The sequence below is a fragment of the Pseudomonas promysalinigenes genome (genome assembly GCF_014269025.2).
In the GTDB taxonomy this organism is placed as follows: domain Bacteria; phylum Pseudomonadota; class Gammaproteobacteria; order Pseudomonadales; family Pseudomonadaceae; genus Aquipseudomonas; species Aquipseudomonas promysalinigenes.
In genome coordinates this window covers 2215326-2236703 of sequence record NZ_CP077094.1, presented here as the reverse complement: position 1 = coordinate 2236703, position 21378 = coordinate 2215326, and the positions used below count along the sequence as shown (strand labels likewise).

Genomic DNA, 21378 nt, shown 5'->3' with positions numbered 1-21378 from the left:
TGTGTCTTCACTTTAAATCTCACTATTATCAGGTATGCAGATGAGCTTGCTTGTTCAAGCTGGATTGAATGATTCGATCAGGGACAAGTGCGCACAGTACAATCGCCACTCCGGCGAGCACCCCTTCTCCCCCCTTGATATTGCGCAGAGCCGTCATCACGTCGTAACCCAGCCCGCCTGCACCGATCAGGGCCGCCACGACAACCATCGACAGGCTCATGACCAGTGTTTGGTTGATCCCCAACAACAATGAGCGACGGGCCAGCGGCAACTGCACCTTGATCAGGGTTTGCCAGGGGCTAGCGCCATGAGCTCGGGCAGCCTCGACGGCATCTTTGGGGACTTCCTGAATACCCAGGGACGTCAGGCGAATCATAGGCGCCAAGGCAAATATCACCGTAGCAATCACGGCGGGTGTCTTACCCACAGAGAAGAACGCAACGGCCGGGATCAAATAGACAAAGGTGGGCAGGGTTTGCATAACGTCTAGCAGCGGCGTGACCAACCGCCTTACGAGAGGACGCTTCGCCAGCAGGATGCCCATCGGGACGCCTAAGACCAGGGCGATCAGCACCGATGATCCGACCAGTGCCAGCGTGGCGATGGTTCGCTCCCAGAACCCGAACACGCCAATGTAGAGCAGTGCCGCGCCACTGGTGAGTACCAACCCCAAGCTGGCTGAACGCCACGCCAAAAGCATCAAAGCCAGAGCCGGAACAGGCCATGGTAACCAAGAAAGGACATTCTCAATGCCTTCGATGACAGTTCGCACCGCAAAAATGATGCCGACGAATGCGCCTTCAAATGTCAGTTGCGACCAGCTGATGAACTGATCGATGCTTTGGGCTACTAGCAGCAAGATCTGGCGGTCAGCAGGGAACTCAAACAAAACGCCAGATGCATCTGGTGTCACCATGCGCAAAATCACCAATGCCTGACTAGCCACGAGCACCGCCAATGGCAGCCCCCAACCCGCTTTTGGTTGCCGCCTGGGTTGGGTGCCAAGCCAAACCGCCATGAAGCGGCTGCTTCCCAAAATGACGATTGCGAACAAAGCCGCCAGCCATGACGACGTGACAATTCCTTTTACCAGTGTCGCCATAGCCGCAAGCTCTGTTGCAAAGCCTAGCCAGAACCTCCCACCTTGGCCGTGCGCAGCCAGCGCGGCTGGGCCCAGTAACAAGGATTGCCAAGCGCGCAACCCCGGGCGCTGATGCGGCACTGAGGGCATGCTCTGGGGCGTTTCGTTGACTAGATCTGCGACACTTCGCGTAGGTCCAGGCTTGGTAGCGCAGTCCTGGAAAAAATCCGCTACCCCAGCATCAGCCGGATGCTCGAGCATGTCGTGAGGCGTGCCCAATTGGACCAACTCGCCTCGGCGCAGCACGGCAATCCGGTCGGCAAGACGAATGGCTTCAGCAGGGTCGTGGGTGACCAGTAAAGTGGTGATACCGCGCTCGCGTGCAAGCGCCAGGAAATGGTTCTGAAGATCGCGACGGATGGTCGGATCCAAAGCACTGAATGGCTCATCCATCAAAAGGATGTCCGGGTCAATTACCAGCGCCCGTGCGAAACCGATCCGTTGCTGCATACCGCCTGACAGCTCATGTGGATAATGCTCTGCCCAACCTTCCAGACCGACTGCCTGCAGCTGCACCATAGCTGCTGCATGACGACTTGACTCAGGCTCGCCACGCAATTCAAGGGGTAACGCGACGTTATCCAGCACGGTGCGGTGAGGCAACAACCCAAAATGTTGAAATACCATGCCGATGCGGCGCGATCTCAAATCACGTAAGGCTTTGGGGCCCAAGCCGCTAATGGCCTGACCATCGATCAGGATTTCACCACTGGAAGGCTCGATCAGCCGGTTGACGTGCCGCAACAATGTGGACTTGCCGCTTCCCGATGTTCCCATCAGGCACAGGACTTCGCCGCGCAGCACTTTCAAGCTGAAGTCGCTAACCGCCGGCAGCGCCGACGCATTTTTGCTGTCATAGGCCTTGGTCAAATTGCGCAGTTCAAGCACGACCTCACCTTTATTCGCATAATTGCTTAAGGACTGCGCAAGTCTCTGAGATGAGTCGATCGATAAGGTGGCCGAAGAAGTTTGCATGACTGTCACTGGAGCTCCGGGCGAGCAACCCTGGCATGCGCACAACTTGCCCGCACCAGAGTAGAAAAATTGGCTGAGCGCAGGCTGGAAACAAAATTCTGTAAGCCTGGCGCCTAAAAACGCTGCACGCCTGGCGCGACAGCCTCTCAAGGCATAAAGCTAATCGATCTTAAAAAGGGTGAACAAATACCTTTTTGGAATTACCTTAAGCTCTGCAAACCCCTGCAAACCGTGCTGCCTAGTGAGCAATCAGTGCCTGCCTGTCGCTGCCGCAACTCTGCGGCCATGGCGCCGAGCAAGAAGAGCCGCAGCTCGACAACGTCTATGTGATTTCTTCCGGCCTGCTTGAGCAGCAACGCACGATTACCCAGAGCCCCTTATCCTCGACATCATCAACAACCAATTACTGCGAACAGACGACTTTGCTGGGGCACTGCGAGCACCCCAACGCTTTGCTCGTATAGCTAGTTCTGCGCCGGTTCATAAAGGCTCACCGAGCTGGCATCCACTGCTTTTGGCAGCAGCCCCTCGCGATAGAATGCATCGGCAATGCGCTGCTGTTCGGCCAGGTTCTCCACCTTCACAGGCTGCACGTCATAACTGCGCCGTGCATTGGCTTGCTGGACCGTGGAGCTATCGAGGTTGCCCCACAACGGGCCTAGGATACGGGCCGCCTCCACCGGATTGGCCTTGGTCCAGGCCCCGACCTCTCGCAAAGCAAGATAGACCTGCTGCAGCACCTCGGGATGGGCCTTGGCGTAGTCGCTACCGGCCAGGTAGTAGCGCTGGTAGCTGGCCAGATCGCTGCCATCTGCCAGGATGCGCGCGTTCTGCTGGCGCTGGGCACTGGCCACGTACGGGTCCCAGGTCACCCAGGCATCGACCTTGTGATTCTCGAACGCGGCTCTGCCGTCAGCAGGAATCAGGTACGCTGGTGTGATGTCCTTGAAAGTCAACCCGGCCTTGGCCAAAGCCTGGATCAGCAGGTAGTGGCTGCCGGCCGCCTTGGTCACTGCAACACGTTTGCCTTTTAGGTCAGAAAGGGTCTTGAGCGGCGAGTCCGCCGGCACCAGAATCGCCTGGGCTGTAGGCGATGGCGCCTCACGGGCGAAATAGGTCAGCTTGGCGCCTGCCGCCTGGGTGAACACTGGCACGGTGTCAGCCACATCCGCCGATAGGTCGACGTTGCCCAGGTTCAGTGCTTCCAACAGCGGTAGCCCGCTGGGGAATTCGTGCCAGCTAATCCGAATACCCTGGGCCTGCAGGCGGTGCTCAAGGCTGCCACGGGCTTTGAGCAGGGTCAGCAGGGTCGAAGACTTCTGGTACCCGATGCGCAACGTCTGATCGGCGCTGGCCATTGTTGGCAGCAGAGCGCTGGTCAGCAGCGCGATAGTAAGCTGGCGTAGAGTTTTCAATTGCATGAAGCGATCTCCAGGGTCAAGGATGCGCAGCCAGTTTGGTTGCATCAGGAACGGTGAAACCATTGGCGAAGGTCGGTGCTACGTCCAGGCGTTCGGTCATCAGGCCGTGGGCATGATAAAAATCAGCGGTGTCTTGCTGTACGGCTACCGTTTGTGGCTCGATCACTTGCCAGCGCAGCTGGCGTCGCTCGAACTGCAAACGAGCGGCGTCTTTGGGGAAGCCGATGATTGCGGCCAGGGTGTTGGAGTAGCTATCCAGATGCTGGTTAGCCCATACCTGCGCCTGCGCAAGACGGTTGAGATAGTCTTGTAGCGCCGCACGCCGAGCAGGGTCGTCCAGCGCCTTATCGGTTGCAGCTAGAAAGCTGTTGCCGCTGGACAGCCCTCGGCCATTGACCAGCACCCTGCCCTGTCCACTGAGCTCGGCCAACGCCGTGTAAGGCTCCCAGGTCGCCCAGGCATCCACCGAGCCATTGGCCAGGGCGATCTTGGCATCCACTGGGCCGAGGAAACGGAACTCTACGTCCTTCTCGTCAAGGCCGGCCTGGGCCAAGGCCTTGAGCGCTAGGTGATGACCAATCGAACCTCGCCCGGTGGCAATCCGCTTGCCCTTGAGGTCTGCTGCACCTTGCAGGGGGGGCATCAGGCCGAACCAACAGCGCAGTACCGTAGGGATCGGACTTGTCTACTGCGATGGCTTTGACAGGTGCTCCCGACGCCAGTACGAACAGCAGCGGCGCATCACCAATGATGCCGGCATCGATTGCCCCGGCATTGAGCGCCTCGGCTAGCGGCGCGGCAGCCGGGAATTCGGCCCAATGGATGTCGTAGGGCAAATCGCGCAAGGCGTCGGCCGCTTCCAGCTGGGCACGCATGTTGCCCTTCTGGTCACCGATGCGCAGGGTCAGGCGCTCCGTGGCGCTGGCCTGGCCCATCAGCAACAAGGCCGCGGCAAGGGTCAAGAGTTTGGTTCGAATGGACATGGCGTTCCTCGATGCCTGGGCGGGCGGCATCATGCCGCCCGGTCTGAGGACTCTAACGAAGACCGCAAGATAAACTAAATTGATTTTAGGAATATGCTAATATGCATTTCAATCAGATAGCGCTTGATGTATGGCATCAACTCCCTATGCGATTATGCTAATGGCTTATTTTTCTCATTCGATCCAGTGAGCGCCGATTATGAAAATCGATGATATGGACGCCTTCGTCGCGGTCATCCGATGCCAGTCGACCAACCTCGCCGCCGAAGCCTTGCAACTGACGCAACCGGCGATCACCCGCCGGGTGCAGAACTTCGAGGAAGACCTGGGCGCCCTACTACTCGACCGCAACACTAAGCCTTTGAAGCCAACGCCTATGGGGCTGCGCGTCTATGAGCAGTGCAAGGCGATTCTGCGTGAGATCGACTCCTTGCGCGAGCTGGTCGCCAACGATGGAGCCCCGTCGGGAACGCTGCGCCTTGGGGTACCCCAGACCTTGGGGGATGTTGTGCTGCTTGACGCCTTGGCGCAGATCCGCGAAGCCTACCCCCAGCTGCGTACCCAGGTCAGCAGCGGATGGGGCAGCAGCTTGATCGCGCGCATGGAGAACGGGGAATTGGACGCTGCTGCCGCCTTGTTCCCCCCTGGCAAAATATTCCCGGAAGGAATCGCAAGCCAGTCGATCACACGTATGCCGCTGAAGGTGGTAGCGGCCAGAGGCACCGCAGCCAAGCGCAGCTATAAGCTCAAGGACTGCTATACCCGTGGATGGGTACTCAATCCTGACGGCTGTGGTTTTCGCGCAGGGCTGCAGCGTGCACTCAGCGAGCAGGGGCTGAGCCTGTCAATCAATCTGGAAACCTTTGGCACCGAGTTGCAACTGGGACTGGTCGCCAACGGGCAGGGCTTGGGGTTGGTCCCTGAACCCCTGCTGCAAGCCAGCCGTCATCGTGATGCGCTGGACGTGCTCAATGTCAGCGATTTCAAGCCGCAGGTGGACCTCTGGTTGTTCCATCCGCGCTACTTAGGCAATTTGCAGGAGCCCGTGGACTTGTTTGGTGAAATCGCTGGCCACAGACTGTTGAGCTGAATCATCAGGCTTGAGGTGGCCCGCAGCACTAAATGCATTTTTTGCATAACCTATCTAAATATAAATTCTCAAAACACATAATTAGCATAGAACTAAAAAGACTTTTACAGCGCTCATCCAGACGAATACGGTCATAAGCAATTCACCGTTATTCAGGGATGAAACCCATGAGTCACCCCACCGACAGTGCTCTTGCTGAGCTCACACGGGCCCTGGCAGCCAATGCCGAGCGCTATGACCGCAGCGCCCAGTTCCCGTGGGACAACTTCGACCTGTTGCAACAGTGCGGCCTGCTCGCCCTTACGGTACCCCGCAGCCTCGGCGGCAGCGGCGCCGACCTGGCCAGCGCTCGCCGAGTGATTGGTGCGGTCGGTAAAGGCGACCCGGCCACGGCTTTGATTCTGGTGATGCATTACCTGCAGCATTACCGCCTGCAGGACGATGCGCGCTGGCCCGAGCACCTGCGCCAACGCGTAGCCCGCGATGCCGTGCAACACGGCGCGCTGATCAATGCATTGCGCGTCGAACCTGAACTAGGCACCCCTGCACGCGGCGGGTTACCCGCCACCATCGCCCGGCGCAGCGCCGAAGGCTGGCGGCTTAGCGGGCGCAAGATCTATTCCACCGGTAGTCACGGCTTGACCTGGTACCTAGTCTGGGGGCGCAGCGACGATGCCGACCCCCTTATCGGTGGCTTTCTGGTGCATCGCGATACGCCCGGAATCACCATCGTCGACGACTGGGACCACCTAGGCATGCGCGCTACCTGCAGCCATGAGGTGCAGTTCGATGACGTGCTGATCCCGCTCGACCACGCCGTCAGTGTCACCCCCGCCAGCGCCGCGAAAGCGGAACTCGATAACCAGGGCCTACTGTGGTTGGCCGTGCTACTGCCTGCGGTGTATGACGGCGTGGCTCGCGCTGCCCGCGACTGGCTGGCAGGCTTCCTGAAGCAACGTACCCCCTCAAACTTGGGCGCTGCGCTGGCCAGCTTGCCGCGTTTCCAGGATTTGCTGGGCCGCATCGACACGCTGTTGTTCGCCAATCAGAGCCTGCTCGATGCCGCGGTCGCCGGGCAAACTGCTGCACAGCATGCTGGACAGCTCAAGCACATGGTTTGCGCCAATGCTATCCAGGCGGTGACGCTTGCCGTCGAGGCTGTCGGCAACCCAGGGCTTTCCAGGCGCAACCCGCTGGAGCGGCACTATCGCGACGTACTCTGCAGCCGCATTCACACTCCGCAGGACGACGTGGTGTTCGGCCAAGCCGGCCGTGCCGCGCTGACGGAGGTTCAGTCATGAGTCACTCGATCATCGCCAGCCAGCTCGACGTCCACGCCAATAATCATTTGCGCGAACAATTGGCCGGTCATCAAGTGATCGATATCGCCCCGGGTGAACTGGTCTTCGGAGCACCTGCCGATGTACTCATACTGCGCCCTCTCAACGTGCGCGGGCAGCGCGTCGACAGCCCACCTGCGGGTTGGCCCTGGGGTCTGAAATGGGTGCAGTTGGTATCTTCGGGCATCGACTTCTACCCCGATTGGGTCTTCAAGGGCGCGCATGTGACCAGCGGCAAAGGCGCCAACGCCGAGCAAGTGGCCGAGTTCGCGCTGGCCTTGATGTTCGCCGCTGCGAAGCAACTGCCAACGCTCTGGGTCAAGGACGCCGAATGGCGCCTGACCCCCCTGGCGCCGCTGCACGGTCGTACCCTAGGTGTGCTTGGCTTCGGCAACATTGGCCAGAGCCTGGCACGCAAGGCAGGGGCACTCGGCATGCGGGTGCTGGCGATGAGCCGCCCTGGCCAGCCAATCGCCGAAGCGCCTGGCGTGGAACGAGCGGCCGACCTGCTTCAACTGTTCGCCGGCAGCGATCACCTAGTGCTGGCCGCTCCGCTAACCCCCGCTACCCGCGGCCTGATCAATCGTCAGGTCCTCAACTATGCCCGGCCGGGCTTGCACCTTATCAATATCGCCCGCGGTGCCCTGCTCGACCAGCAGGCCCTGCTTGAGGCATTGGACAGCGGCTTGATCAGCCGTGCCAGCCTGGATGTCACAGACCCCGAACCGCTGCCGGTCGGCCACCCGCTGTATCAGCACCCACGGGTATTTCTATCGCCACATACATCGGCCATTTCCGAGGAGGGTTATCCCGCCTTTCTCCAAGCGTTCATCGCCAACTTCCACCGCTACCGCGAGCAGGCACCCCTGGCCAACCTGGTCGACGCTGCACGCGGCTACTGACTACCGGAGAGCACCTCATGAGTTCATTGTCTGCCATCACCCAACGTCCCACCAACGTGCGCAACCGTGTCAGCGCCGAAGAGTGGGAGCTCCGGGTCAAGCTGGCCGCGGCCTACCGCCTAGCGGCGCTCCTGCGCTGGACCGACCATATCTACACGCACTTCTCTGCCCGGGTGCCAGGGCCTGACGAGCACTTCCTGATCAACGCCTTCGGCTTGCTGTTCGATGAAATAAGCGCTTCGAACCTGGTCAAGGTGGACGTCGACGGCACGATCATCGACGACCCACTGGGTCTGGGCATAAACCAGGCCGGCTATGTGATTCACAGTGCGATTCATCGCGCCAGGCCCGACCTCAAAGCTGTGCTGCACACCCACACCCGCGACGGTGCGGCGGTGTCGGCCCAACGCGACGGCCTGCTGCCGATTTCCCAGCACGCCCTGGCCTATTACAGCCGAGTGGCCTACCACGATTACGAGGGTGTGGCCCTGGACCTGGATGAGCAGCAGCGTCTGGTGGCCAACCTGGGCGACAGCAACATCCTCATCTTAAGCAACCACGGGTTGCTTACCGGGGGCATTAGCGTGGAACACGCGTTCCGCGAACTGCATGGGCTGGAGCGTGCGTGCAACATCCAGATAGCAGCACAGGCCGGGGGCAATGAACAGCTGTTGCATGCGCCGCAAGCGGCTATAGCCAAAGTACACGAGCAATCCAAACGGTTTTCAGATGGCAAGGGGGAAGGTATTCAGCGGCACTGGGATGCGTTGATCCGGCAGTTGGAACGTGAGGGGCGTGATTACCAGGAGTGACTGGCAGCTGTCGTCTGTACCGGCCTCAGCGTGGGTGGATCTACCAGCCCAAACATCTCCAACCCACAAGCCTTTGCAAGCGGATTTAGCCGCTAAAAGGCCGGTAGAGATAACTCTATCTCATTGAAGGATCACCCCATGCCTGCACTGCACCGTCTGTTCGCCACCGGCTCCCTGGCACTGGCCCTCACCGCCTGCTCGCCCGCCGACAACAGCAGCACCAGCAATAGTCTCAGCGTTGCCTTCTGGGGCGACAACACCACCCTGGTCAGCGTCGATCCCTTTCAGGTCTACTGGCTGGAGCATCGCGTGCTGCTGCGCAACGTCGCTGAATCACTCACAGACCAAGACCCAGACAGCGGGCGCATAATCCCATGGCTGGCTAAAAGCTGGGAAATCAGTGCCGACGCCCTCGACTACACCTTCCACTTGCGCCAGGACGTCACGTTCAGCAATGGCGAGCGCTTCGATGCCCACGCGGTGAAAGCTGCCTTTGACAGCAATAAAGCGTTCGCCACCCAGTTACCCGCGACTTTCGGTGCCACCTACCTCGCCGGCTACGACCACGCTGAGGTCATCGATGACTTCACCATACGGCTGGTGCTGTCACGGCCCAACGCAGGCTTCCTTCAAGCAACTTCCACCACCAATTTGGCGATCCTCGCCCCGGCCTCGTATCAACTGACTGCGCAAGAACGCTCCCTGGGCAAAATCATCGGTACTGGCCCGTTCATCCTCGAGCACTATACCCCCGAGGTAGGCGCTCGTTTGGTCAAACGACCAGACTATGCCTGGCCGTCGGCCAACATGCGCAACCAGGGGCCGGCACACGTGGACGCCGTAGACATTAGTTACATCCCCGAAGAAAGCGTGCGTAATGGCCTGTTCCTCCAGGGCAAGGCCGATATCCTGTGGCCACGTAACCCGTTCTCGGAAATCGACCTGAACCTGTTCAAGTCCAAGGGCGCGACCATCCAGAGCCGCTCGCTGCCGGGGCCGGCGCTGAACCTTTATCCCAACACCCGCAATGACCGCCTGCTGGCCGACCGGCAAGTGCGCCAGGCGCTGCAGAAAGCCATCGACCGCACCAGCTACGCGCACACCGTTTACAACGCCTCCTTCCCGGTGGTGAGCGGGGTCTTTGACCTCACCACGCCGTATTTCAAAGCCCAATCCAGCAAGCTTGCCTACGACCCCGAGGGGGCCGAGCAACTGCTTGACGCTGCCGGTTGGCACAAGGGCGAGGACGGCTACCGGCACAAGAACGGCAACCGCCTGACCCTTCGCTACAACCTCACCCCTGCCGAAAGCGCCGGCGACGTGTTGGTACAGGACCAACTGCGCAAGGTGGGTATAGAGCTCAAACTCAATGTGCTGACCCGCGCCGAATGGGTTGCTGGTAACGCATCAGGCAACTATGACCTGACCTCCACCTATATGACCCGCGCCGACCCAATTATCCTGCAGACGATACTCGACCCCCGCGCGGCCAATAGCGCCACATTGGCCACCAACACCTACGAACCACTCGCGTTGACCATAGCCCAAGGTCTGTTCGATAGCGGAATCACCGCCACCGCCGACGGGCAACGGGCTAAAGCCTACGGCCAACTGCAAGACTTGCTGATCGACGAGGCCTCAGCGTTCCCGCTGTACGAGCGCGTCTGGCAGGCCGCCACTGCAGCGCGAGTCAAGGATTTCCGCTGGACAGCTGAGGGCTTCGCCTTGTTCAGCGACATCCAGGTCGGCCAGCCATGAGGGGCTATCTGACCGGCCGCATCGGCCAGGCGCTGCTGGTGCTTTGGGGCGCCTACACCATCACCTATTTCATTCTTTATCTGCTGCCCGGCGATACCCTAGCGATCATGCTCAGCGCCTCCGGAATGGAAGCAGATGGTCTGTCATCCGAAGACCTGGCCAAGGCCCGCGCCTACTACGGGCTCGACAAAGGGCTTTTCGAGCAGTATCTCCATCTACTGTGGCGCGCGTTGCACGGCGACCTTGGGCAGTCGCTGTCATTGGGTAGGCCAGTGACTTCGCTGCTGGCCGAACGCCTGCCGCAAACACTGGCGCTGGCGGGGTCTGCCATCGTGCTGTCGCTGGTGGCTGGGATTGGTCTGGCCTATCTGACCGCTTATGTGCAATGGCGCCCACTGAAGATGGCCTTGGCCCGCCTGCCCTCCCTGGGCTTTTCGATGCCGGTGTTCTGGATGGGCCTGCTGCTGATCCAGGTGTTCGCTTTTGCCCTGGGCTGGTTTCCGGCTACCGGTAGCCAGGGCCTCGCCAGCCTGGTGTTGCCGGCAATCACCTTGGCGATACCCAGCGCCGCCGTATACGCCCAGGTGTTGCACCGTGGTTTCCAGGGGGTGTGGCAGGAACCCTACATAAGCACAGCCTTCGCAAAAGGCCTGAGCCGAGCCCAAGTACAAGCCCGTCACGCCCTCCGTAACGCGGCCTTGCCGCTGCTGACGCTGGTGGGCTTGCAGGTCGGCAACACGGTGTCTGGCGCCGTGCTGGTGGAGACCATTTTCTCGCGTAACGGTATCGGTCGGCTGGCCCAAGAGGCCGTACTGCGCCAGGACATCCCGGTAGTACTGGCCATCGTCGCGGTATCGGCCACTGCATTCGTGGTGGTCAACCTGCTCGTCGATTTGCTCTATCCCTACCTCGACCCGCGTATCACCCACAATGGCAAGGTGAACTGAGATGACCATGCATATCCCGGTGCCCCGCAACGATACTGCTTCTGCAGGTTTCCCGGCACGACCTGCTGCCGCCTGGAAGCGTCGTAGCCGATTGCAGCGCACTAAGCACACTCTGATCGCGCTGCTGCGCCAACCCGGCTTCAGCCTGGCGCTGCTGATCGTGCTGTTCGCCCTGTTTGCCGCGCTGGCGCCGCAATTGCTGACCAGCTTCGACCCTTATGCCACTTCGCCTGGCGACAAGCTCAGCACACCCGGGCTGGTGCACTGGTTCGGCACTGACGAGTTGGGCCGCGACCTTTACACACGAGTGGTGTACGGCGCACGCCTGTCAGTGCTGGCCGCCCTGCTGGCGGTGGCAATCGCATTGTTCGGTGGCCTTGGTGTTGGTGCGCTGGCCGGTTTTGCCGGGGGGCGCATCGACGCTGCACTGATGCGCTTGATCGACGTGTTGCTGGCGCTGCCCGGCCTCCTCCTGGCGCTGGCCATCGTCACTGCTATCGGCTTCGGCACGGTGCCTGTGGCTGTTGCCGTGGGCGTCGGGATCATCCCAGGCTTCGCCCGCACCACTCGCGCCGAGGTGCTAAGAATCAAGACCTTGCCCTACGTCGAAGCCGCGCGTCTGGGAGGCGCCAGTTGGGCGCGCACGCTGCTGCGCCATGTGCTGCCCAACGCCTGGGGCCCGGTGGCCGTGCTCGCCACACTGGACTTCGGCGCCGCCATTCTGGCCACTGCCGGCCTCAGTTTTCTTGGCTTTGGAGCGGCGCCGCCAGCAGCTGAATGGGGCACGCTGATCGCCAACGGTCGTCACTTTCTCGTCACGGCGCCTTGGGTATCGGTGCTGCCGGGGCTGTTCGTGGTGGCCGTGGTGTTCAGCTTAAACCACCTGGCGCGCAGCGCCGAGGAGCATGCTCGATGAACCCGTCGACCTTGATCGAAGCACGCGACCTGAGTGTCAGTTACTCGTGCGCCGGGCAACGCACCGAGGCGGTGAGCCAGTTGTCGTTCAACCTGAACCTAGGCGAAACCCTAGCCATCGTCGGCGAGTCCGGTTCGGGAAAGTCGACCCTGGCCAACGCCCTGCTGGGCCTATTGCCGGAAAATGCTCGCATCGACCAGGGCCACTTGTGGGTCGAAGGCGTCGATGTGGCCCAAGCCGACGAGCGAAGCAGGCGCCGGTTGCGTGGGCGTATCGTAGGCTTTGTGCCGCAGGACCCGATGGTCAGCCTCAACCCTACCCTGCGCGTTGGCCAGCAGGTCGCCGAGGCCCTGAAGCTGGCCCGTGGCCAACACTACCCCGAGGTAGACAGCGACGTGCTGGCGCTGCTGGCCCAAGTCGGCCTTGACGAGCCGCCGCTGCGGGCGCGGCAGTATCCCCACGAATTATCGGGAGGTATGCGTCAGCGTGTGCTGATCGCCATCGCCTTGGCGGGCGAGCCTCGGCTGATCGTTGCCGACGAGCCCACCAGCGCGCTGGATGCCACGGTACAGCGGCGCATTCTCGATCATCTGCAACAGCTGGTGGCCGAGCGCGGCATCTCGTTAGTGATCATCACCCATGACCTGGGCATGGCATGCGACCGCGCCGACCGGTTGCTAGTGATGAAACAGGGCAAACTCATTGAGCACGCTTCTGCCAGGGAAATACTCTGGAGCGCTAGGCATCCCTATACGCGTAGTCTGCTCAATGCCGCCCCGGCCCTCGTCCCACGACGCCGGCCGCATGCAGTGGCGCGCCAGGCGCCCCTGCTGCGCCTGAGTCACATCGGTAAACACTTTGCTCTGCCAGGCCAGCATACCCACTTCACCGCCCTGGATGATCTGAACCTTGAAGTGCATCCCGGGGAAACGCTAGCCATCGTGGGCGAGTCTGGCTCAGGCAAAAGCACGGCGCTGCGTATTGCCCTGGGGTTGGAGAAACCTAGCCAAGGGCATGTCGAGTTCGCTGGCGCGAATATCAGCGGGCTCAGTTGGCGGCAGTTCCGGCCCCTGCGCCGACGTATTCAGTTGGTGCAGCAGAACCCGTTTGCCGCCCTCGACCCGCGTTTCACCGTGTTCGATAGCATCGTCGAGCCGCTGGTTTCGTTCGGCTTGCTGAGGGGCCATGCACTGGAATGTAAGGCCCGCGAACTGATCACCAGGGTGCACCTGCCGGTGCACTTGCTCGACCGTTTGCCCCGAGAGCTGTCCGGAGGCCAGCGCCAGCGGGTGGCCATCGCCAGAGCCCTGGCCCTGGAGCCCGACGTGCTACTGCTCGACGAGCCGGTCAGCGCACTGGATGTATCGGTACAAGCACAGATCCTCGCCCTGCTGGATGAACTGCAGCGCGAATCGGGCATGGCTTACGTACTGGTTTCCCACGACCTTGCGGTAGTGGCAAGCATGGCCGACCAGGTGCTGGTGCTTCGGCGCGGGCAGGTAGTCGAGCAAGGGCCGGCGGTGCAGGTGTTCGGCCAACCGGCCAGCGTCTACACCCAAGCGCTGATCGACGCAGTACCAGGGCATTCGCGCAGCGTGCTGCCCGTGGCGGTTTGACCGGTGTGCCACGCGGCACAGGCGTGTCGCGCGGATCAGACATTGAGGCCTATCGGCCAGAGGTAATGAGCATGAGTAAACGACAGATCCACCTCGGCGCAATGATTCATGGCGTCGGCCACGGCTGGGGCGAATGGCGTCATCCGCAGGCACTGGCTGACGCCAGTGTCAATTTCGGCTACTACAAGCAACAGGCACAACTGGCGGAGGCTGCGAAGTTCGACTTTGCCTTCATCGCCGACAGCTTGCACATCCACGCCCGCTCCAGCCCCCATTATTTGAATCGCTTCGAGCCGCTAACGATACTTTCAGCGCTGGCAGCTGTCACCTCCCACATCGGCCTGGTGGCCACGGTCACCGTCAGCTACACCGAGCCTTTTCAGGTGGCCCGCCAGTTCGCCTCGCTGGATCTGATCAGCGGCGGCCGCGCCGGCTGGAACGTGGTGACATCGTGGCTGTCGGGTACCGCGGATAACTTCGGCAAGGACCAGCACCCGCCTCATGCCGTGCGCTACCGCATTGCCCGTGAACATGTCCAGGTAGTTCAGGGCCTGTGGGACTCGTGGGAGGACGATGCGTTTACCCGCAACAAAGAGACCGGCGAGTTTTTCGACCCGGCCAAGCTGCACACCCTGGGCCATCAGGGCGAGTTCTTCAAGGTTAAAGGGCCGCTGAACATCCAGCGCTCACCCCAGGGCCAACCGCTGATCTTCCAGGCCGGGGTGTCTGAAGACGGCCGCGATTTCGCAGCGCAGAACGCCGACGCAATCTTCGTCAACCCCGAGTCATACGCTGACGCACGCGCTTACTATCACGACCTGAAACGGCGCGCCGCCGGCCATGGTCGCGAACCCGACCAACTGTTCATTCTGCCGGGTATCCGCCCCATCATCGGCCGCGATGAAGCAGAGGTCGAGCGCCGCTACCAGCAGGCCGTGGAATTGGTGAGCGTCGAAGATGCCCTGGTCGCCCTTGGCCGACCGTTCAACGACTACGATTTCACCCAGCATGACCTGGACGCGCCCTTCCCCGACCTAGGAACACTCGGCGACAACAGCCATAAAGGCACTGCCGACCAGTTGAAACAACTGGCCCGCGAAGAGGGCCTGAGCCTGCGCGAAATTGCCTTGCGCTTCTCGCGCCCGCGGCGGGACTTCACAGGCACCCCCGAACAGGTTGCCGATGCCTTACAGGCTTGGTTCGAGGGCGGCGCCGCCGACGGTTTCATCATCAACTCGTTGCTGCCCGATGGTCTGAAGTACTTCACCGAACTGGTAGTACCCCTTCTCCAGGCCCGCAACCTGGTGCGCAGCGAGTATACAGGCAGCACGTTGCGCGACAGCTTTGGCCTAAGCGTGCCTACCAACCGCTACAGCCGAATCCGCAGCCAGACTGCTTGCGCCTGACCACTGCCCTTGCTAAAGGAGTTCCACCACATGACCCTTGAATTCATTGGCTTCATCAGCGCCCAGGAAAGCAGCGAATCCCAGGCTCCCCGAGGCCCGCTGGTTGACCTGGACTTCATCAAGGCTTTTGCCCAGGCCCAGGAATACGCAGGCTTCGATAAAGCCCTGCTGGCGGTTAACACCAGTGCCCCAGACTCGATGATTCTGGCCAGCTACGTCGCTGCACTGACAGAGCGCATCGGCCTACTTGTGGCGCACCGCCCCGGCTTCCAGGCCCCGACCTTCACCGCTCGACAGTTCGCCACACTCGACCAATTGAGCCGTGGCCGTGCCTCGATCAATGTGATCACCGGCGGCGATAGCGGCGACTTGCAGCGCGACGGCGACTTCCTCAACAAGGATGCGCGGTATGCGCGCACTGACGAATACCTAGAGGTACTGCACAATACCTGGACCCAGACCACTCCATTCGACCATCAAGGGGCGCACTACCGGGTGGAAGACAACCTGACCCTGGTGAAACCCGTGGGCAAGCTGCCAGTCTACTTCTCCGGGGCATCGGACGCGGCAGTGGAAGTCGCCGCGCGACATGCCGACGTATACATGATGTGGGGTGAACCACTGGAGCAAGTGCGCGAGCGCATCGCTCAGGTGCGCAAGGCGGCTGCCCGGTACGGGCGGGAGAATCATATCCGCTTCAGTCTCTCGTTACGCCCCATCCTCGGTGCCACGCAAGAAGAGGCCTGGGCGCGGGCCGAGCGCATCTTAGCCGATGCCCAGCAACGCATCAGCATCCGCCAGGGCAAGCGCCGCGAGAAAAATTTCGGTAAGAGCAACGCCGGCTCCGAACGCCTTGTGCAGTTGGCTGCAGAGCGCAAAGTACATGACACCCGGTTGTGGACCGAGATCGCGGCCTTGGGCGGCGGCGCCGGCAACTCTACCTCGCTGGTCGGCACGCCCGAGCAGGTGGCCGAGGCTGCGCTAGCCTATTACGAACTGGGCGTAAGCACTTTTCTATTTCGCGGGTTCGAGCAGTTACGAGACGCCGTGGAATATGGGCAAGAGCTGATTCCGCGGATTCGTGCGCTGGTTGCGCAGCAGCAAGGCGCTTGCATCACCCGCTCAGCCTAGTAGGTTCCCCCCCTGCTGAAACGCCCTATTGGGCGCATCACCGGCTATCCAGATGCGTAGCCTGCTGGGTTTGCAGGGGGTCAACAACGTCGGGCAGGCGACTTACAAACCTAGCGCATGCCGCGGGACTACTCGCCAGCCCCGCGAACCGACTAACCACCAAAGCGTGGGATGGGCAACCCCAGATTCTCGCGCAAGGTGCTGCCTTCATACGCCGTGCGGTAAACCCCCCGCTCCTGCAACAGCGGCACCACCTCTTCGGTGAAACGGCGGAACTGCCCGGGATGGCCGATGTAGATATTGAAACCGTCCAGCGCCCGGGCCTCGAACCACTCGGCCATCCTTTGCGCCACGGTCTGCGCCGAACCGACGAAGGCTCCCGGACGCAGCTGGCGACCGAACTCGACTGTCTGGCGCAGGCTAAAACCTTTGTCCCGGGCTTGGTCAGCGATACGCTTGGCGTTGGTGAAAAAACTGCTGCGGGCGAACTCGAGGCTGGCCTGGGGAAACGGCGCATCAAGGTCGTACTGGCTGAAATCGTGCCAGCCAAAATTACGCCCAAATTCCTTCAGTGCCAGGTCGAAGCTATGATCGGTCTGATGATAGTGGCGTTCGATCTCGCGACCGTCCTCGTCGCTATCGCCCACGAAGATTTCCGCCCCTGGCATGACCAAAAGCTGCTCCGGGTCACGCCCCCGCCGCGCGGCCCGAGCTTTGATATCGCGGTAGAACGCCTGGCCCTGCTCGACGCTTGCAGCGTGGGTGAACACTACGTCGGCAGTGGCGGCCCCGAGGTCGCGGCCCTGTTCGGAATCGCCGGCCTGGAAGATCACCGGCTGGCCCTGCGGCGAACGTTGTATGTTCAGCGGCCCGACCACCGAAAAGTACTCGCCCCTGTGATTGAGGGCGTGCAACTTGGCCGAGTCTAGGAAGCGGCCACTAGTGCGGTCCCGAGGGAAGGCATCGTCCTCGTACGAATTCCAGAGACCTTGCACCACCTGGACATGTTCCTGGGCCCGGGCATAGCGGGTATCGTAGTCGTAGTGCTCGTCCAACCCATAATTGCCCGCAGTGCCAGCATCGCCGCTGGTGACCACGTTCCAGCCGGCGCGGCCTTTGCTGATCAGGTCAAGCGAGGCCAGCCGGCGAGCAACGTTGAACGGTGCGTTGTAGGAGGTGGTCAGGGTACCGACCAAGCCGAGATGACGAGTGCTGACCGCCAGCGCCGAAAGCAGTGTCAGTGGCTCCAGACGGTTGAGGTAGTGCGAGGGCGAGTTTGCGGTGATGAACTGGCTGTCGACGATGAACATAAGATCGAATAGCGCCGCCTCGGCCTGGCGGGCGATGTCGATGTACCAATCGATATTGATGCTGGCATCGGCCGGCAACTCGGGATCAAGCCACAGGTTGTGCCGACCAGGGCCACCGCAACCCATGGTCAGGGCACCAAGTTTGATCTGGCGTTTGCTCATTGGAGGCTCCTTTCAGTGGTTGCCGGCAACAGGCGTCTGCAAGGCCGTGCCAAAGGAAGTGTCGAATAGGCTCGACGCCGGGTAGGCTTTGATCAGGCCAAGCCCGGCGAAGAAGTCGATGGTCTTCTGTGCATCGACGATTACCTGCGGATTCAGCGGCGCCAGGTCAGTGCGCGCGCGGGCGAACCAGACTCGGGCGATGTCGCGGTCGGCTCGCGTGCGCTGGGCCCATGCGTCGGCGTAGGCATCGGTATTGGCCGTGTCTTTCAAGGTCCATTGGCGGGCTTTCTTCAGGCGCTGCAGGAAATCGGCAATCTGCGCGCGCTTTTGCTCCACGGCCTTGATGTTGGCCACCACGAAGCTTTGCGCGGGGATCACCCCCTCGGCGGTAGCCAGCACACGGGCGCCCTGGCGCTCCTGTTGGGTGACATAGGGCTCCCAGGTGGCTATGACATCTACCGAGCCGCCGTCCAAGGCATGAGAAGCATCAAGGGCGCTGAGGTAGCGCAGTTCAACTGCCTCGCGTGGCACTCCAGCCTTGTCCAGAGCACTCAATAGCAACTGCTGACTCCACGAGCCCTTCCAGATCGCTGCACGTTTGCCGCGTAGGTCCTGCAGGCTTTGGATCGACGAATCTTTGCGCGCAAGAATAGCGACACCTGCAAGGTTCTGGTGGCTGACCGCGATGACCTTGATCGGCGCCCCGAGCGCACCGAGGAACAACGGGGGTGCATCGCCGAGCAGGCCGATGTCGAGGCTGCCGACATTGAGCGCCTCCGCCACCGGCGAGCCGGCGGTAAATTGCTTCCATTCCAGGGTGTAGGGCAGGTCGCTGAGTACGCCGGCCGCTTCCATTACTGCACGGGCGTTGTAGCTTTGGTCACCCACTACCAGCGTCTGGGCGGCGGCAGCACCGCTGAATGTTATGGCCAACAATGTGGCCGCCAAATGTTTGATGTAGCGCACGTTCGTCTCCAATTACCCACCGGGGGAAGATGAGGCGATCCGCGCGTGCGGTCTCGTCAAAAGCCTTATATAACCACAAGGAATTCATAAGGTTATTTTTATAACACTAACCTTGTTAAGCAGTGCCTGCAATGCACATTAGGTTTCAGCTCAGCCCTTGGGCTAATGACATTTCAAAACAGAATGCCAGCGCTGTAAATGCATTTTATGCATATTAGCTTATGATCATTTTGCATTTTGAGAATATATGATTGGTTTGCTAGGGTTAACTCACACCCAGAACCTGAGCATGATCCATGACCCAGACATTGCGCCCGGAGCGCTTGCGACACTTCATCGACCGCCTCGCCGCACTGCTAGACCAGCGCCCTGACGACAGTGACCTGCTTACCCGCGGCCAGCAGTTACTTGCCGAGCTGGTCGCCCACGACGACTGGCTGCCAAACGACCTCGCCCAGCCTGATCCACAGCGCTACCAGCAGTACCTTCTGCATTGCGACTCGCGTCAGCGTTTCTCTGTGGTGAGCTTCGTCTGGGGCCCCGGCCAGCAAACGCCGGTGCATGACCACCGGGTCTGGGGCCTGATTGGGATGCTGCGCGGCGCGGAGCTGGCGCAAGGTTTCGTGCGCGACGGTCGAGGCGCACTCTCACAACAGGGCCCGGCAGTGCGCTTGTTGCCTGGCCAGGTTGAGGCAGTGTTGCCCGGCGTCAGTGACATACATCAGGTCAGCAATGCCTTCGCCGACCAGGTGTCGATCAGCATTCATGTCTACGGCGGCAATATCGGCGCGATCAAGCGCGCTGTTTACGCAGAGGACGGCAGCGAAAAACCGTTCATTTCCGGCTACTCCAATACCCACCTGCCCAACATCTGGGACCTATCCAAAGAGAACCCTATCCGATGAGCACTGTCACCACCCGCCGCTATCGCGACATCCGTCGAGCCCTGCTGGCCCGGGAGGAATTGGCCCTGATCGACGTGCGCGAAGAAGATCCGTTCGCCCAGGGCCACCCGCTCTTCGCCGCCAACATTCCCCTGTCTAAACTGGAACTTGAAGTACTCGCCCGCGTGCCGCGAGCAGCAACCCCCATCACCGTCTACGACAATGGCGAAGGCCTCGCCACGGTGGCCGCACGGCGCCTGTTTGCGCTGGGCTATAGCGACGTGGCCGTGCTCGACGGCGGCCTGGCCGGCTGGCGCGCTGCCGGTGGCGAGCTGTTCCGTGATGTCAACGTGCCAAGCAAGGCTTTTGGCGAACTGGTGGAAAGCGTGCGCCACACGCCGTCTCTGGCTGCCGAGCAGGTCCAGGCGCTGCTGGATGAAAAAGCCGACGTAATAGTGCTGGATGCCCGCCGTTTTGACGAATATCAGACCATGAGTATACCGGGAGGCATCAGCGTGCCAGGCGCCGAACTGGTGCTGCGGGTGGCTGAGTTGGCGCCAGATCCAAACACCCAGGTAGTGGTCAATTGTGCCGGCCGTACTCGCAGCATCATCGGCACTCAGTCACTGGTCAACGCAGGCATACCCAACCCGGTGGCGGCCCTGCGCAATGGGACCATTGGCTGGACACTCGCCGGTCAGCGACTGGCCCACGGCCAGCAGCGGCGCTTCACTGAGGTCGGCGCCGGCACCCGTGCCAATGCTGGGCGCCAGGCCCGTCAAGTGGCCGATCGTGCCGGGGTACTGCGGCTGGACCGTGCCGGACTCGCGCAATGGCAGACCGAAGCCGGCCGCACCACTTACCTGTTCGACGTGCGTACGCCTGAGGAATATAGCGCCGGGCACCTGCCTGGCAGCCGTTCGGTACCGGGTGGTCAATTGGTACAGGAAACCGACCACGTGGCAAGCGTGCGCGGGGCGCGGATCGTGCTGGTGGACGACGACGGTGTCCGCGCCAACATGAGCGCCTCGTGGCTGGCACAAATGGGCTGGCAGGTCGCCGTGCTCGACGGATTGTCGCCGGCTGACTTCGACAACGCGGGTGAATGGCAGCCGCCACTGCCAGACCTGCCCGCAGCCAACGAGATCAGTGTCGAGCAACTGTCCACTTGGCTCAAGCAAGACGGCACGGTGTTGCTGGACTTCACCACCAGTGCAAACTACGTCAAACGCCATATCCCAGGCGCCCACTGGGCAATTCGTGCACAACTGGCCGAGGCCTTGGAACGGCTGCCTCAGGCCAGTCGCTACGTGCTGACCTGCGGCAGCAGCCTGCTGGCGCGCTTCGCCGTTCAAGACCTGCAGGCACTCACACGCACTCCGGTCTACCTGCTTGAGGGCGGCACTGCGCAGTGGATCGCTGCCGGGCTGCCGCTGGAGACTGGCGAATCCCAACTTGCCGTGCGAAGAAGTGATCGCTATCGGCGCCCCTACGAGGGCACAGACAATCCTCGCGAAGCGATGCAGGGTTACCTGGACTGGGAATTCGGCTTGATTGCGCAACTTGAGCGCGATGGCACCCACGGGTTCAAGGTGCTCTGAAGCGGAGCAGGCAAGTG

Annotated in this window: 16 protein-coding genes and 1 pseudogene; 12 read left to right on the top strand and 5 right to left on the bottom strand. The window is 61.3% G+C overall.

Annotated elements, in window-relative coordinates; genetic code table 11:
• Nucleotides 1-28 precede the first annotated feature (28 nt).
• From HU725_RS10215 to HU725_RS10205, 3 genes and pseudogenes are all read right to left on the bottom strand, one after another.
• A complete protein-coding gene (locus HU725_RS10215) occupies nucleotides 29-2116 on the bottom strand; it encodes an ATP-binding cassette domain-containing protein (RefSeq protein ID WP_186477114.1) in 2088 nt (695 codons plus the stop codon).
• 464 nt (nucleotides 2117-2580) lie between these two features.
• The gene (locus HU725_RS10210) at nucleotides 2581-3537 is read right to left on the bottom strand and encodes an aliphatic sulfonate ABC transporter substrate-binding protein (RefSeq protein WP_186477113.1); all 957 of its coding nucleotides are present in this window, start codon (nucleotides 3535-3537) and stop codon (nucleotides 2581-2583) included.
• A 16-nt stretch (nucleotides 3538-3553) separates the two neighbouring features.
• A pseudogene (locus HU725_RS10205) lies at nucleotides 3554-4520 on the bottom strand (ABC transporter substrate-binding protein).
• 199 nt (nucleotides 4521-4719) lie between these two features.
• Between HU725_RS10205 and HU725_RS10200 the strand changes: the two are divergent.
• From HU725_RS10200 to HU725_RS10155, 10 genes are all read left to right on the top strand, one after another.
• A complete protein-coding gene (locus HU725_RS10200; RefSeq protein WP_186477112.1) occupies nucleotides 4720-5610 on the top strand; it encodes a LysR family transcriptional regulator in 891 nt (296 codons plus the stop codon).
• 167 nt (nucleotides 5611-5777) lie between these two features.
• The gene (locus tag HU725_RS10195) at nucleotides 5778-6911 is read left to right on the top strand and encodes an acyl-CoA dehydrogenase family protein (RefSeq protein WP_186477111.1); all 1134 of its coding nucleotides are present in this window, start codon (nucleotides 5778-5780) and stop codon (nucleotides 6909-6911) included.
• Nucleotides 6908-7852 (top strand): D-isomer specific 2-hydroxyacid dehydrogenase family protein, encoded by a 945-nt coding sequence (locus HU725_RS10190; RefSeq protein ID WP_186477110.1) that lies wholly within the window; start codon nucleotides 6908-6910, stop codon nucleotides 7850-7852. The genes HU725_RS10195 and HU725_RS10190 overlap by 4 nt, the downstream gene beginning before the upstream one ends.
• A 17-nt stretch (nucleotides 7853-7869) precedes the next feature.
• A complete protein-coding gene (locus HU725_RS10185; RefSeq protein ID WP_186477109.1) occupies nucleotides 7870-8664 on the top strand; it encodes a class II aldolase/adducin family protein in 795 nt (264 codons plus the stop codon).
• Nucleotides 8665-8802: 138 nt separating this feature from the next.
• Nucleotides 8803-10422, top strand: coding sequence for an ABC transporter substrate-binding protein (locus HU725_RS10180; protein ID WP_186477108.1), 1620 nt, complete (start codon nucleotides 8803-8805; stop codon nucleotides 10420-10422).
• Nucleotides 10419-11369, top strand: coding sequence for an ABC transporter permease (locus HU725_RS10175; protein ID WP_186477107.1), 951 nt, complete (start codon nucleotides 10419-10421; stop codon nucleotides 11367-11369). Before HU725_RS10180 ends, HU725_RS10175 begins: the two co-directional genes overlap by 4 nt.
• A gap of 7 nt (nucleotides 11370-11376) precedes the next feature.
• Entirely contained in the window at nucleotides 11377-12285 is a 909-nt protein-coding gene (locus HU725_RS10170; RefSeq protein WP_437180332.1) for an ABC transporter permease, read from the top strand.
• A complete protein-coding gene (locus HU725_RS10165) occupies nucleotides 12282-13901 on the top strand; it encodes a dipeptide ABC transporter ATP-binding protein (RefSeq protein WP_186477105.1) in 1620 nt (539 codons plus the stop codon). Before HU725_RS10170 ends, HU725_RS10165 begins: the two co-directional genes overlap by 4 nt.
• Nucleotides 13902-13972: 71 nt before the next feature.
• The gene (locus HU725_RS10160) at nucleotides 13973-15307 is read left to right on the top strand and encodes an LLM class flavin-dependent oxidoreductase (protein WP_186477104.1); all 1335 of its coding nucleotides are present in this window, start codon (nucleotides 13973-13975) and stop codon (nucleotides 15305-15307) included.
• A 30-nt stretch (nucleotides 15308-15337) separates the two neighbouring features.
• Nucleotides 15338-16438: an LLM class flavin-dependent oxidoreductase gene (locus tag HU725_RS10155; RefSeq protein WP_186477103.1), complete on the top strand. Its 1101-nt coding sequence runs from the start codon at nucleotides 15338-15340 to the stop codon at nucleotides 16436-16438.
• A 152-nt stretch (nucleotides 16439-16590) separates the two neighbouring features.
• Here the strand turns inward: HU725_RS10155 and HU725_RS10150 are convergent, their stop codons facing one another.
• Both HU725_RS10150 and HU725_RS10145 read right to left on the bottom strand, forming a co-directional pair.
• On the bottom strand, nucleotides 16591-17910 hold the full coding sequence (locus HU725_RS10150; protein WP_186477102.1) for an LLM class flavin-dependent oxidoreductase: 1320 nt from the start codon (nucleotides 17908-17910) through the stop codon (nucleotides 16591-16593).
• Nucleotides 17911-17922: 12 nt separating this feature from the next.
• Nucleotides 17923-18876: an ABC transporter substrate-binding protein gene (locus HU725_RS10145; protein ID WP_186477101.1), complete on the bottom strand. Its 954-nt coding sequence runs from the start codon at nucleotides 18874-18876 to the stop codon at nucleotides 17923-17925.
• A 296-nt stretch (nucleotides 18877-19172) separates the two neighbouring features.
• Here HU725_RS10145 and HU725_RS10140 point away from each other — a divergent pair, with 296 nt between their 5' ends.
• Entirely contained in the window at nucleotides 19173-19781 is a 609-nt protein-coding gene (locus HU725_RS10140; RefSeq protein ID WP_186477100.1) for a cysteine dioxygenase family protein, read from the top strand.
• Nucleotides 19778-21361: a rhodanese-related sulfurtransferase gene (locus tag HU725_RS10135; RefSeq protein ID WP_186477099.1), complete on the top strand. Its 1584-nt coding sequence runs from the start codon at nucleotides 19778-19780 to the stop codon at nucleotides 21359-21361. The genes HU725_RS10140 and HU725_RS10135 overlap by 4 nt, the downstream gene beginning before the upstream one ends.
• Nucleotides 21362-21378: the final 17 nt, after the last annotated feature.

Excerpts from the sequence above, each read along its gene's own strand:
- HU725_RS10215 (WP_186477114.1), bottom strand. The coding sequence starts at position 2,116 with ATGCAAACTTCTTCGGCCACCTTATCGATCGACTCATCTCAGAGACTT.
- HU725_RS10210 (WP_186477113.1), bottom strand. The coding sequence starts at position 3,537 with ATGCAATTGAAAACTCTACGCCAGCTTACTATCGCGCTGCTGACCAGC.
- HU725_RS10200 (WP_186477112.1), top strand. The coding sequence starts at position 4,720 with ATGAAAATCGATGATATGGACGCCTTCGTCGCGGTCATCCGATGCCAG.
- HU725_RS10195 (WP_186477111.1), top strand. The coding sequence starts at position 5,778 with ATGAGTCACCCCACCGACAGTGCTCTTGCTGAGCTCACACGGGCCCTG.
- HU725_RS10190 (WP_186477110.1), top strand. The coding sequence starts at position 6,908 with ATGAGTCACTCGATCATCGCCAGCCAGCTCGACGTCCACGCCAATAAT.
- HU725_RS10185 (WP_186477109.1), top strand. The coding sequence starts at position 7,870 with ATGAGTTCATTGTCTGCCATCACCCAACGTCCCACCAACGTGCGCAAC.
- HU725_RS10180 (WP_186477108.1), top strand. The coding sequence starts at position 8,803 with ATGCCTGCACTGCACCGTCTGTTCGCCACCGGCTCCCTGGCACTGGCC.
- HU725_RS10175 (WP_186477107.1), top strand. The coding sequence starts at position 10,419 with ATGAGGGGCTATCTGACCGGCCGCATCGGCCAGGCGCTGCTGGTGCTT.
- HU725_RS10170 (WP_437180332.1), top strand. The coding sequence starts at position 11,377 with ATGCATATCCCGGTGCCCCGCAACGATACTGCTTCTGCAGGTTTCCCG.
- HU725_RS10165 (WP_186477105.1), top strand. The coding sequence starts at position 12,282 with ATGAACCCGTCGACCTTGATCGAAGCACGCGACCTGAGTGTCAGTTAC.
- HU725_RS10160 (WP_186477104.1), top strand. The coding sequence starts at position 13,973 with ATGAGTAAACGACAGATCCACCTCGGCGCAATGATTCATGGCGTCGGC.
- HU725_RS10155 (WP_186477103.1), top strand. The coding sequence starts at position 15,338 with ATGACCCTTGAATTCATTGGCTTCATCAGCGCCCAGGAAAGCAGCGAA.
- HU725_RS10150 (WP_186477102.1), bottom strand. The coding sequence starts at position 17,910 with ATGAGCAAACGCCAGATCAAACTTGGTGCCCTGACCATGGGTTGCGGT.
- HU725_RS10140 (WP_186477100.1), top strand. The coding sequence starts at position 19,173 with ATGACCCAGACATTGCGCCCGGAGCGCTTGCGACACTTCATCGACCGC.
- HU725_RS10135 (WP_186477099.1), top strand. The coding sequence starts at position 19,778 with ATGAGCACTGTCACCACCCGCCGCTATCGCGACATCCGTCGAGCCCTG.